The sequence below is a fragment of the Alloprevotella sp. oral taxon 473 str. F0040 genome, from assembly GCF_000318095.2.
Classification (GTDB): Bacteria; Bacteroidota; Bacteroidia; order Bacteroidales; family Bacteroidaceae; genus Alloprevotella.
In genome coordinates this window covers 624048-637945 of the sequence record NZ_KB290717.1, presented here as the reverse complement: position 1 = coordinate 637945, position 13898 = coordinate 624048, and the positions used below count along the sequence as shown (strand labels likewise).

General features: G+C 46.7%; 5 protein-coding genes. 4 read left to right on the top strand and 1 reads right to left on the bottom strand.

From position 1 onward, the window contains the following. The first annotated feature begins 305 nt into the window (after positions 1 to 305). Complete coding sequence (locus HMPREF9999_RS08200; RefSeq protein ID WP_044063286.1) at positions 306 to 3098, top strand: PD-(D/E)XK nuclease family protein; 2793 nt, start codon at positions 306 to 308, stop codon at positions 3096 to 3098. A 13-nt stretch (positions 3099 to 3111) separates the two neighbouring features. Next, positions 3112 to 3777: a B3/4 domain-containing protein gene (locus HMPREF9999_RS08195; protein ID WP_009752258.1), complete on the top strand. Its 666-nt coding sequence runs from the start codon at positions 3112 to 3114 to the stop codon at positions 3775 to 3777. Between the two features lie 132 nt (positions 3778 to 3909). Here HMPREF9999_RS08195 and HMPREF9999_RS08190 read toward each other — a convergent pair whose 3' ends face one another. Next, positions 3910 to 6063, bottom strand: coding sequence for an elongation factor G (locus tag HMPREF9999_RS08190; RefSeq protein ID WP_009752257.1), 2154 nt, complete (start codon positions 6061 to 6063; stop codon positions 3910 to 3912). A 1435-nt stretch (positions 6064 to 7498) separates the two neighbouring features. On the opposite strand from HMPREF9999_RS08190, the gene HMPREF9999_RS08180 reads away from it, so the two are divergent. Further along, positions 7499 to 12424, top strand: a complete 4926-nt coding sequence (locus HMPREF9999_RS08180) for a DEAD/DEAH box helicase (RefSeq protein WP_009752254.1) — start codon at positions 7499 to 7501, stop codon at positions 12422 to 12424. A 40-nt stretch (positions 12425 to 12464) separates the two neighbouring features. Then, complete coding sequence (locus HMPREF9999_RS08175) at positions 12465 to 13379, top strand: hypothetical protein (RefSeq protein ID WP_009752253.1); 915 nt, start codon at positions 12465 to 12467, stop codon at positions 13377 to 13379. The last annotated feature ends 519 nt before the right edge of the window (positions 13380 to 13898 follow it).

Genomic DNA, 13898 nt, shown 5'->3' with positions numbered 1-13898 from the left:
TTTACAGTGAGGTGGTGACAGTCCAGCCCCATGCCTTCAAGCCACGTATGCTTGCTTTCAGAGGGAGAATGGCATACGCTATATAGGCTTGAATTATACAGCAAAGGTACGACTTTATTTCATTTTGTATATCGAATAATTAAGTTTTTTTCGGCTTCTTCATGCAGATTCATTCACTTTTTTGCTGATGACAGTTCGTTCCCAAAAATGAGAGCAGAGAAGGTTTGTCTATTATGCCTAGAATACTTAACTTTGCTATTGTTATATTTCTCACGAATCCTCTATTCTTGCATATATACATTGCTATGCCAGCATTCCTACAAATTGTTGCAAAAGATCTTCTTCAGAAGTTTGGTCATGATCTCAGCCAGATTGTGGTGGTGTTCCCCAATAAGCGCGCATCGCTCTTTCTGAATGATTATCTTTCTGTCGATGCATCACAGCCTATTTGGGCACCAAGGTATATCACTATCAATGAACTTTTCCGTTCTCTGGGTGATACTCAAATCAATGGTCCTATTGATACCATCTGTCGCGTGCATCAGCATTATATGCAAGCCACTGGAGATATGGTTTCGCTCGACAATTTCTATGGATGGGCCGAACGACTGCTTTCTGATTTTGATGATGTTGATAAAAACATGGCAGATGCAAGTGCGCTCTTTCAGAATATCCGTGATTTACGAGAATTAGAGCGTACAGACTATTTGACGGAGGAGCAGACTGAGGTGTTGAAGCGATTTTTTAAGGAGTTTAATCCCGAGCATCAAAGTGAGATCCGCGAGCGATTCAGCAGATTGTGGAATGCACTCTTGCCCATTTACGAGCAACTCAATGTTGAACTGGCTGCCGAAGGATTAGCCTATGAAGGAGCAGCCTTCCGTCGTACGGTAGAACGTCTAAAATCAGGAGCTGTCACTCCACCTGCTCATGTAGATAAGTACGTATTTGTGGGGTTCAATGTGCTCGATCGAGTAGAATGGCAACTATTCTCACAACTCCAGCAGATGGAGAAAGCTCTTTTCTATTGGGATTACGACAAATACTATTTGCCCAGTGAGAAAGAGCGTTTCTTGTCTGACGACGATCGACAACTCACTCCCGAAGAGCGACGTTTCAGTCAGCTGCTGTGGGAAGATGCCGAAGCAGGTTTGTTCTTGCGACAAAATCTACAACAGTTTCCCAACGCGCTTTCTGAAGAACATTTCGACAATCTTCGTCACATTCAATATATTGAGATGGTGGCAGCTTCCACCGAAACAATGCAGGTGCAGAGTGTGTCGCCTTGGCTTAAGGAAAATCTCACTCCCGATGCGAAGCGCACTGCTGTAGTACTCTGCAATGAGTCTTTGTTGCAGCCTTTACTTCATACCTTACCGTTCAATGTTGAGGAAGTGAATGTAACCAAAGGGTTTCCGCTGAACCACACGGCTGCAGCTACTCTCGTGGAGAGAGAACTAGGTAAGATGGAGCGACAAGCCCAAGCCCCTTCCACTGTAGAATCGCTCAGAAGTTTGGTAAAGGCTGTGGAAACGACAGCTCAAGCTTTGGTGGTTAAATCAGATTTCGACAACGAACGTTTTGAACACATCTTGCAGTCAGAAGCCTATGCCCAGATGAATGCCTTGCTCAATCGTCTGTTACTGATCGCAGAGAGTGGGCGTTTGATGGTGAATCCCACTACGTTGCGACGTATTGTCCGCCAGATTGTCCGCCAATCTGTTATACCTTTTGCTGGAGAACCCGCAGTGGGATTGCAAGTTATGGGTGTGCTTGAGACTCGTTGTCTAGATTTCGACCATATTATCATGTTGTCTGTCAACGAAGGAGTATTGCCACAGAAGTCTAGTGACAACTCATTCATTCCCTATCTCTTGCGCAAAGCTTTTGGACTCACCACACCCGAGCGCAAGACTGCAGTCTATGCCTATTATTTCTATCGTTTGATACAGCGTGCCAAACGCTTGCGCCTCCTTTATAATTCTTCGTCCGAGGGAATCGTGGATGGTGAAAAATCTAGGTTCTTAACCCAACTCATGGTGGAATCTCAGTTGCCCATCCAGCATATTGCACTTTCCAGCGATCCAGCTTCATTGCACGATACTCCCCAACCTGTGGAGAAGCCTGCTGATTTAATAGAACTTTTAAAAATCAACCATAAGAAAGAAAAGAAAGAGCATGTATCTCTTTCACCTTCCGACATTAACAGCTATCTGCGTTGTCAACTTCGCTTCTATTATGAACGAGTGCTCCGCATCCAGCAGCCAAAGCCCAGTGAAGATGAGGTGCAACCTAACACGTTAGGTACTATCTTCCACACTGCAGCTGAGTTGATTTATACAAACCTCCTCGAACAACGAGGCGGAAAAGGGGACAGCGACTACTTTAAGCACTTGGTTGCTCATCCACTACTACTACAAGGTTATATTAGAGAGGCTATCGAGAAAGAGAATGTGAAGTGTACTCCTCTGTTGCTCAACATTATTGAAATTTTCCTACAGTCGCTTCTCGAGCATGATGCTAAATACCCTGATTTTCGCATTAAAGCCTTGGAGAGTTATCAGTCGATGTGGCTCAATCTTCCCTCGTCAGCTCCTATCTCGCAAGTTGCTATCGGAGGTATCATCGACCGATTAGATACAATCATCCATCAAGGGCAGGAATTCCTCCGTATTGTTGATTATAAAACTGGAGGAAAAGTAGAGGAATCCAAAGATTTAGACGAATTGTTCACCACTCGAGGAGCCAAGCAAAAGCATTACATGCTGCAAACTTTCATCTACGCGGCTATACTAGAAGATGAGTTTGAACGTCAGCAAAAGGGAAATAGTGTGCCTCATTTACCCACTGAGCTTTCTCGTCTTCCCATAGCTCCATCGCTATTTTTTGTTCACAGACTCCGCAAAAAGGATTATTCGCCTTATTTGCAAGTGGATAAAGAGGAAGTATTAGATTTTCAGGCTAGATTTCCAGAGTTTCGTGAACGACTAGGCGAGTTAGTGGCAGAAATCCTAAATCCAGCTCTACCCTTTGAGCCCAATACCAAAGAAATGCAGATGTGTAATACTTGCCCTTACTATTCTTTGTGTTATCAATAATAAGACCATTTATATGCTTACTATATCCGTTTCTTCCGAATTTTCTGAACGAGTGCCCCAGTTCAGAGGGGCTTTTCTAGAGGTGACTGTGCAGAACTCTGCCACTTCTCCCAAACTTTGGGCTGAAATCGAAGCGAGTTGCGAGAAATTGCAAGCAGATTTCACCACCGAAACCATCAAATCACGTTCGAGCATAGCTGCCACTCGCGCAGCTTATAAGGCTTGTGGCAAAGACCCTTCGCGCTATCGCCCTGCGAGTGAGCAACTTTCACGACGCGTCTTACAAGGGAAAGGTTTGTATAGTGTAGACACTTTAGTCGATCTCGGTAATTTAGTCTCTATTTTTAGTGGTTATCCCACAGGGCTGCTTGATGCAGATAAAATAGTGGGAACATCTGTGGAGTTGGGCATAGGCAGAGCAGATGAACCTTATGAAGGCATTGGTCGTGGAAGGCTCAATATCGAAGGACTTCCCGTCTATCGCGATGCTGTGGGAGCTATAGCTTCGCCCACTTCCGACAGCACACGTACCATGCTTTCACCCACTACGCAACGTCTACTTTTCATTATCAATGCTTATGATGGTGATGAGCAACTGCTGCAAGAGAGTATCGACTTGGCACTTGATTTACTCCAACGCTATGCTCATGCAGACGAGGTAAGAATCGTGAAGTTCTAGTCTCTTCAGTTCTAGTTCTGCTTAAATTCATCCCCCTCAACACCTATCAGTGCTGAGGGGGATGTCTGTATAGAGAGGTCTATGTCGTTTCTTAAGTTAGAACTGTTTGTGTCGGGAGCTGAGAAGTAAAGATTATTCTTCTTCCTTCTGAGCGTGTTCGGCTATCAGTGCCTGCTGGATGTCGCCCGAAACAAGTTCGTAGCTCGCAAACTTCATGATGAAGGAAGCTCGGCCACCAGTGAGGCTTGAGAGAGCAGTAGAGTAGTTGCTCATTTCCTTGAGAGGCACTTTGGCTTGCAACTTCTCATAGCCATTTTCAGAGCTCATGCCCACAATCATTCCGCGACGGCCTTGTAAGTCGCTCATCACATCGCCCATCTTTTCGGAGGGTACGAATACTTCCACATCGTAGATAGGTTCGAGAATCTTCGGACCAGCTTCGCGGAAAGCAGAAGCAAAGGCATGACGACCAGCAAGCATGAACGAAACTTCGTTACTGTCTACGGGGTGCATCTTACCATCATAAACGATGACGCGCACATCGCGAGCATAAGAGCCAGTGAGCGGCCCTTGTTCCATACGACTCATCACACCCTTTAGGATAGCAGGCATGAATCGAGCATCGATGGCACCACCAACTACGCTGTTGATGAAGACGAGTTTGCCACCCCATTCGAGAGAAATCTCTTCTTTGCCACGAGGAGTGATGCGAATTTCTTGACCATTGAAAGTGAAGCAGGTGGGGTCTGGCATACCTTCAAAGTAGGGTTCTACGATGAGGTGCACTTCACCAAACTGTCCTGCACCGCCCGATTGTTTCTTATGACGATAGTCTGCGCGCGCAGCCTTCGTGATGGTTTCGCGATAGGGGATACGTTGTTGGTAAAACTCGATTTGAATCTTGTCGATGTTTTCCAAGCACCATTTCAGTGTGCGGAGGTGGAATTCACCTTGACCATGCACGAGCACTTGTCGCAACTCCTTGCTTTGCTCCACCACCCAAGTGGGGTCTTCTTGGCGCAAGCGAGTGAGCGCAGCCATCATCTTTTCAGTCTCTGCTTCATTCACCGCACGGATGGCGCGAGTAAACTTAGGATTAGGATATTTGATGAAGTTGAAACGATGCTCACAACCCTTACCATTGAGAGTGTTGCCGGTGCGCACATCCTTGAGTTTCACTGTGCAACCGATGTCACCAGCAGAAAGTTGACTCACCTTTTCACGATTTGCGCCAGAGCACACGAAGAGTTGAGCCATGCGTTCCTTAGAACCGCGGTCGGCATTCTGCAAGTCGTCGCCTTCTTTCACCACGCCGCTCATCACTTTGAAGTATTGCACTTCACCGATGTGAGGTTCAACACCAGTCTTGAAGAAATAGATGCTTGTAGGCCCGTCTTCCACTGGAGCAACTGCTTCACCACGAGAGTTGTAAACGACTGGCATTTCGTCTACGTAAGGTACCACATTACCTAAGAATTCCATCAAGCGACCCACGCCCATATCTTTGGCTGCACAAACGCAGAATACGGGGAAGATGCTACGAGTCACCATACCCTTGCGGATACCTTCACGCATTTCATCTTCGGTGAGTTGTTCTGTTTCGAAGAACTTCTCCATGAGTTGTTCGTCGTTCTCTGCAGCAGCTTCTACGAGCGCTTTGTGGAGCATCGTAGCCCGTTCCATTTCTTCTGCTGGGATTTCTTCGATGACGGGGGCACCGCCTTCTTCCTTCCACGTGAGTTTTTTCATCAAAATCACGTCGATGAGACTATTGAAACCAGGGCCAGTGGCAAGAGGATATTGCACAGGCACTGCTTTTTCACCATAGATCGTTTGAAGGTCATCGAGAATGGTGTCGTAGTCGCAGTTCTCGTGGTCAAGTTGATTGACGAGGAAGATAACGGGCTTATTGAGTTTTTCGGTGTAGCGGAAGTGGTTTTGTGTACCTACTTCAGGACCGAAAGCACCATTGATGAGAAGGATAGCAGTGTCGGTCACATTGAGTGCGGTCATCGCTGCGCCCACGAAGTCGTCAGATCCTGGGCAGTCGATGAGGTTGAGCTTCTTCTCGTTCCATTCCACATGAAATGCAGTGGCAAAAACGGAGTAGCCATATTCTTGTTCGACTGGGAAGTAGTCGGAAACGGTATTCTTCTGAGTGATACGACCGCGACGTGGGAGAGCACCAGCATGATAGAGCATGCATTCTGTGAGCGTGGTTTTACCAGAACGGTCGTTGCCAAGTAGGGCAATGTTTTTGATGTCGTGAGAGTTATAAACTTTCATGCGAGGTAAAGATTTAGGCGGTGTGCACAGACTTGAGGAAAGGCACATCGTGGTGGGTAAAGATTGCCCGATTGAGAAAATCGGAGGTCAAAATAGGGAAGAGCTAAGCCCTGTTTCATGGTGGTTGCGATGGGATAGCTCCGTTTTCGACCGAAAATTACGAAGAACATCCGAATTGACCAATATTTTCCATGAAAATTTCAAACTCTAGATAGCATTTTGTTGGTTTGAGGTGATTTCATCGAAAGAATTGGGTATATGTTGAGGTAGAATGAAAAGAGATTGGAGTGGAAGAAAGATGTCGCTCTAGCGTATCATCTTCATTTATATATGGGTGAATGAAACTAAAAACTAGGATCCAGAAAATATAAATGATGTTTATATTTGCTGCTCTATAACGACTTTTAGCTTTTGCCTCAAATCTCGCCCCCGTAGAAGGCGTTTTTTAAGAAAACGCCAGCCAATCCAAAAGTTGAGACTAGGCGGTGCGGAAAAGGGGTGACAAAGGTTGAGCGATGTTGTCTTTTTCTCATGCGTGCGTGTGACGCGCGCGCATTCCCTGGGAATTTTGATTTTTTGCTTTCACAACCTTCACGGAGAGGGCGGCTTTTACCGTCATAATACCATGTTCCCTATCAGGCTCATGGATGGAAGAGTTTCCTACCTTTGGAGCATTGGAGGAGCACCTTTTAGCGCTATTTGCTGCTTGTTTGATGAACTTCGTTCCTAATAAGGCTGTAATCATCAGAATATGATTGTTTTACAGAGGATTTTGTGAAGGTTGTGAAAGCAAAAAGTTGAAAATTGCAGTGGGTGCGCGCGTACGCGCGCGCGAGGGAGCTCTTTTTAGATTGTCCGATGTGCGATGAACACCCTCTTTTTTCCTCCTTGGTTTTCGAGCGCGTTTTTTGGTGATTTTAGCGTTAGAATTGTTGTGTGATGAAGCTGTTTGTTTAACCCAAATCACCGATTTAGGTTTAATGAAGTGCACCAATTTCGTGAGACTCCTCATTGCATCATCTAGTAAGGGCTGGAAAAATCGTGCGACGTATGCTGAAAAAACTCCCACGTTTTTTGGAAAATCTCCGACATTTTTCCAAAAACGTAGGAGATTTTCTTCTATAGCTCGTACGTTTTTAAGTCGAGAACGAACGGAAAACAAGATGTCAACACGAAAATGAAAGATCGCAGGAAGTTATCTTATCAACAACTAGAGTCACCATAACGGCTAATGACCGATTGGGGATAATAGGAAACAATAGGGATAAAGAAGGAAGTCGGAAATACTTAGCCGTTTATTCGTTATACTCATTTCTTATCCTTATCTTTGTCACAATATTCCAATTTATAACACAAAAGGACATTGTTTCTGCCACGCTAATGTTCTCGTCATAGGACATTGAGGTAGGGATTATTTTGCTCGAAGCGTTACAACATGAACAATATCTACGACATACTTTCGCATTTCAGAGAAAAGTCTTTCACCGAAAAAGAAAAAGGCACGCAGTTTGAACGGCTTATGCGCGCATGGCTACGCACTGACCCACGCTATGCCGATCGATTTGAACACGTCTGGCTCTGGGAAGATTTTCCCGCTCGACAAGACTTCGGAGGGAAAGACACTGGCATCGACCTCGTGGCGAAAACCCACGATGGCGACTACTGGGCGATTCAGTGCAAATGCTATGCGGAAAATGCCGTCATCGACAAACCTTCGGTCGATTCGTTCTTGGCAACATCGAGCCGCACCTTCAACAACGAGGTGACGTTTCAAACTACTTCCTTTGCCCATCGACTCTGGATTTCCACCACCAACCACTGGGGACCCAATGCCGAGGAAGCCATTCAAAACCAAAATCCACCCGTGTCGCGTGTCAATCTCTACGACCTCGACCATTCCTCTGTCGACTGGGGCAAACTCTTTGAAGGACTAGAAGGAAAGGCGGCTTTGGCTGGAAAAAAACAACTCAGAGCGCATCAGCGTGAAGCCCTCGAAGCAGCACATCTGCACTTCCAAAACCACGACCGCGGTAAACTCGTCATGGCGTGTGGCACCGGCAAAACTTTCACCTCGCTCAAACTCATCGAACAAGAACTCCAAGGCAAAGGTTTGGTGCTCTTCCTCGTGCCCAGCATCGCCCTCTTGGGACAATCGCTCAACGACTGGATGGGAGATGCCGAAACGCCCATCAAAGCCATCTGCATCTGTTCGGACAGCAGAGCTTCACGCAAAATCAAACGTGGCAATGCGAGCGATGAACTCGACGACTCCACTGTGGACCTCGCGCTGCCGGCTTCCACCAACGTCAATTCCATTGTCCGACAACTCGACGCCTGTCGCTCCCACCAAGGGCTCACCGTGGTCTTTTCCACCTATCAGAGCATCGAGGTCATCGCCACCGCGCAAGCCCTCCTCTTGGAGCAAACCCACGGCGCGTTTGGCACTTTCGACTTTGTGGTCTGCGACGAAGCCCACCGCACCACAGGACTCAAAATAGCGAAGCAAGACGAGAGCAACTTCATCAAGATTCACAACGATGACTTCATCCGTGGCAAGAAGCGACTCTACATGACTGCCACTCCGCGTCTTTACACCGACGATGCCAAACTTCGTGCCAACAAGGCTGATGCGACACTCTGTTCCATGGACGATGAGAAAATCTATGGACAAGAATTTTTCCGCGTCAATTTCTCCTATGCCGTGCGACATGGCATCCTCACCGACTACAAGGTGCTGGTGCTCACCGTGTCGGAAGACATGATTCCCGACACCCTCATGCAGCAGGTTAAAGACCTCCAAGCCAAAGAACTCAACTATGACGACACGGGACGTCTCATTGGCGTGATCAACGGACTCTCCAAAAAGATTATGGGCGACAAAGGCGTCACTTGGGATGCCGACCCACGGCTCATGCGCAGAGCCTTGGCGTTCACCCACAAAATTGGCAAAGCCGACGAACCTGGCAGCTCGCGCAACATTGAGCACGTGTTGCCCCGCATCTCCGCCCTCTACAACGAGAGTCTCTCCGACCAAGAGCGCGAAAGCGTGGTGCACATCAAGGCGCGCCACGTGGATGGCAGTATGGGGGCAGCCCAGCGCAACGACGCCTTGGCGTGGCTGGCAGAAGACACCACCGACCCACAAGAATGTCGCGTGGTCACCAATGTGCGCTGCCTTTCTGAGGGTGTCGACGTGCCTGCCCTCGATGCTGTGCTCTTCCTCTCTGCCCGCAATTCGCAGGTGGATGTGGTGCAAAGTGTGGGACGCGTGATGCGCTCCTTCCGTCGTGGAAAGCCCGACGAGAAAAAATATGGCTACATCATCATCCCTATCATCGTGCCAGAAGGCACCACCCCCGAAGAAGCCCTCAACGACAACAAGACGTTCTCCGTGGTGTGGTCCATCCTCAATGCCCTCCGTGCCCACGACGACCACTTCAATGCCCACGTCAACACCATCGCGCTCAACAAAGACAAAGGGGCGAAGGTCACTGTCGGGCTGCCTGGACTGGGGCAAACCGGTGTCGGTGGCAGTGCGCTCAGTGGCGACGCCAACGACGACCACGATGCGCAGGAAATCTCCAACCAAGAGATTGCCCACCAACTCGCCCTTCAATTTGGTGCCACCCAACAGAGCATCTTTGCCAAACTCGTGGAGAAATGTGGCGACCGCCTTTATTGGGAAAACTGGGCTGCCGAAGTGGGAGAAATTGCCAAGAAATACATCGCCCGCATTGCGCGCCTTGTCACCAGCAATGGGGGAAAATACTCCTATGAGTTCGACGAATTTGTCGTCACCCTCCGCCACAACCTCAATCCGGGCATCACTGCCGAACAGTGCATCGAGATGTTGGCGCAGCACCTCATCACGCGCCCTGTCTTTGAAGCCCTCTTTGCCGACTACCAATTTGTGAGCAACAACTCCATCTCCTCGTCTATGCAGTTGATGATCGACTTGCTCGAATCGGAAGCCGTGGACAAGGACCTCACGGTGCTTTCCAACTTCTACGAATCGGTGCGCACCAACGTGGGCAAAATCGACAACCTCGAGGGGAAACAGACGGTGATCAAAAATCTCTATGAGAAATTTTTCAAACGCGCCTTCCCCCTCACGGTCGAAAAACTCGGCATGGTCTACACCCCCGTGGAGTGTGTGGACTTCATTCTCCATTCGGTGGACGAGGTGCTGAAATCGGAATTTGGTGCAGCCCTCACGCAAGAAAACGTTCACGTGCTAGACCCCTTCACCGGCACTGGCACATTCATCACGCGCCTTTTGCAGTCGGGACTCATCCGTCCGGAAGATATGGTGCGCAAATACACGCAAGAGATTCACGCCAACGAACTCGTGTTGCTGGCGTACTACATTGCGGATGTCAACATCGAGAGTGTCTTTCAAGAGGTGTGTCCGCAGTCGGAATATCTGCCCTACAATGGCATCTGCCTGACCGACACCTTCCAACTGGGGGAAAACAGTGATGGAGAGGACATCTTCAAACATTTCTTCCGCCAAAACTCCGAAGCGGTGGAAGCGCAGCGTCGCACACCCATCCGTGTCATCATTGGCAATCCGCCCTATTCCGTGGGGCAGAAGTCTGCCAACGACAATGCGCAAAACCAAAGTTATCCCATCCTCGACCAACGCATTGCCGAAACCTATGTGGCGGGTTCTACTGCCACCAACAACAATGCGCTTTATGACAGCTACATCCGCGCCTATCGCTGGGCAACCGACCGTCTTTCTCCCGAAGAAGGTAGTGTGATAGCCTTCATCACCAATGCTGGTTGGATAGACAAAAGTTCAACAGACGGCTTCCGTGCTTCTCTTGAAAAAGAATTCGACAAAATCTATATCTTTAATTTACGTGGCTCTATCCGAGGCAGAAGGGGAGAAGCAGTCAAACGAGAAGGGCAGAACGTGTTCGACATTATGACGGGCGTTGCCATCACCTTGTTGGTGCGCTATCCCGAAGCCCAGCGTTCAGACAACTGCCAAATCTTCTATCACGACATTGGCGACTACCTCAGTCGCGAAGAGAAGTTCCGCAAAATCACGCAAGCCCAATCCTACCGCGGTTTAGACTGGACACTCATCACGCCCAACGAGAAGCACGACTGGATCAACCAACGCGATGGACTCTTCGATACGCTCCTGCCACTTGCTCCCGAAAAGAAGTTTGATGCAAAGGCAAAGAGTGTGTTTATAGGGATTTCTAATGGATTTCAAACAAACAGAGATACTTGGGTCTATCAATACTCTCAAAAAGCACTCGAGAGCAATATGCAAGCGATGATAGCCTTCTATAATGAACAATTAGGGAAGGAAGAACCTTCTATGGACAAAACCAAGATAAGTTGGACAAGAGGATTGAGAAAGACTTTTGAGAAAGGTATTGTACTATCGCACCACCCAGAAACGGTGCAAATAGGTTTGTATCGCCCATTTTCCAAATCCTATGTCTATACAGATAAATTTTGGGTAGAATATCCAGCCACCAAAGAGCGTTTCTTTCCCACTCCCCAGCACAAGAATCTTGTGATTTGTGTGAGTGCAGCTGGAGGTAGAGGGGATTTTTCAATGATTATAACCAATCATCTTCCTGACTTGCATATTATGAGTGATGCCATCCAATGTTTCCCTCTGTATTGGTATGATGAAAACAAGGGTGAGCAGGAAGTGTCGCTCTTTGGTACGACCAACGAGGAGCGATGGACAAAACGTGATGGCATCACCGACTGGTGCTTACAAGAGGTGCGCAGCAGATTTGCGGGAGCGAAAAGCATCACCAAAGAAGACATCTTCTATTATGTCTATGGATTGCTTCACAGTCCGCACTATCGAGAACGATTTGCCGACGACCTACGAAAAGCGCTGCCACGCATTCCCATCGTGGAGCGTGCCGAGGAGTTCATCGCCTTTGCCAAAGCGGGACGGGAGTTGGCGCATCTCCATCTCCACTATGAGGACTATGCCAACCTTGCGGGCGTGGAAGTGGAAGAAACGGACTACTCCGCTACCGATGAATTTGCTTTCTATGCCGTGGAGAAGATGAGATTTGCCCCAAAGGACGAACGACACACCATCATCGTCAATCCGCACATTGCCATCCACAACATTCCTGCTGAGGCGTATGACTACGTGGTGAATGGCAAAAGTGCCATTGAATGGGTGATGGACCGCTATGCGGTGACGACGCACAAAGACAGTGGCATCAAAAACGACCCTAACCTCTGGGCACGCGAACAGGGGAAACCGCGCTACATCCTCGACCTCTTGCTCTCTATCATCCACGTGAGTCTCGAAACTCACCGCATCGTCGCAACATTGCCTAAGTTGATGTTCTGCAATGGGAAACAATAAATTAAGTAAAACGACGTTTATCAGTTAACACAGCTATAAAATGAGTACAAAACCAGTCAAGTTAAGAGCGTTTAGAATAAACCAGACAAGCGAACTCTCTACAGAAGATCGTTCACTGATAAGTCTACTTCAACAAGTTTTCACTCCTGCTTCTATTGTCCAAGACCGAACAATGCAACTTAATGAGGTTGAAGACGAAGAAGATGTTCTGCCGTTCTTTAAATGGAACTCTGAAAAAAACTTTGTATTTGGAATGATCATGAGAGTTCTTAAAAATGACATAACACAAGGGATTCCAAGTGACTTATACGATAGAGAGTCTTTTTCTATCTCAGATATTGATGGAGCAGAAAGTGTAGATACTTGTAAGAGCTTTTATTACATAGCTCTTAATGAGAAGTTTCTTGTCACAAATCTACCTGGGAATTTGCCTATAAATAGGGTGGAAACGTTTATTAACTACCTTGTTAGCGAGCAACGAAGAGGAATTTATAAGTTTGTACCAGTTATGACAATTCCTGAAGAACTTCCCTTGTCTCAAATTAGGAAAATTGTAATTGGGGAAAACATCTCGTTACATGCCTCTACAGAAGGCATTGGAAGTTCAATAAAGACATTGTCAAAAGAGGTCATTGCTCATCTATTAGGTGAAAATCCTAACATTACCGAGCTTACTGAGAATGACATCATACAAGCAAACTTAGTGCTGAAGTTCCGAAAGAAACCGACAGATATGCCCAAGGAAGAGTATGAACAACTACTTGGACAGATGGCGCGCCCTTTATTAGATGATAGGGGAATTTGTATTGAAACTAAACAAGGCAAAAAGATTTCAGGCGAAATGATTCGCCGGGAAAAGAGAGTAACCGTGGACATAACTGTAACGGGTAGAGTTAATGAAAAGAACTTGATGCAAGAAATGGAACTCTTCATCACTGAATTAATGAGAGAATGATACGTGCCATAGCATATAGAACAATATTGTCTTTACTTGTTGGGATATTTATAGCTTTTACTATTAATACCCCACGAGAGAGTATTTCGGATACACTATTCACTGTACTCGGAATTGTATATTCTATTGTTATGAGTTTGCTTATTACATTCTCTACTACTAATATCAAGAAAACTCGATATAGAAAGAAGATTAAAGCCTTGATTAGAGAGAAAATAAGATTTACTACTGTAGACTTTTTCTTACCAGTATTATTTTACACATTAAGTTGTTTAGATAATCTATCTCTATATTGGATTAAACCAAATCACTTTTTTATAGGCTCTATCGTAATTTCCCTAAGTAGTCTGATACGAGTATTCTTTTACATCAGAAAACTTAATGACGATATTGAGGAGAAAATATTTGAAGAGCAAAGAACAAATCCTTAATAAGCTGACATAGCTCAGGGTCTGCCGCTAGTGTCCCATATTTGTGTGTAAGCCCCAAAGTTCTTATTTTTGTGGTGAAAGAAAAAAC

Bases quoted from the DNA above. Each gene is read 5' to 3' on its own strand.
- HMPREF9999_RS08175 (WP_009752253.1), top strand. From the start codon at position 12,465: ATGAGTACAAAACCAGTCAAGTTAAGAGCGTTTAGAATAAACCAGACA.
- HMPREF9999_RS08190 (WP_009752257.1), bottom strand. From the start codon at position 6,063: ATGAAAGTTTATAACTCTCACGACATCAAAAACATTGCCCTACTTGGC.
- HMPREF9999_RS08180 (WP_009752254.1), top strand. From the start codon at position 7,499: ATGAACAATATCTACGACATACTTTCGCATTTCAGAGAAAAGTCTTTC.
- HMPREF9999_RS08200 (WP_044063286.1), top strand. From the start codon at position 306: ATGCCAGCATTCCTACAAATTGTTGCAAAAGATCTTCTTCAGAAGTTT.
- HMPREF9999_RS08195 (WP_009752258.1), top strand. From the start codon at position 3,112: ATGCTTACTATATCCGTTTCTTCCGAATTTTCTGAACGAGTGCCCCAG.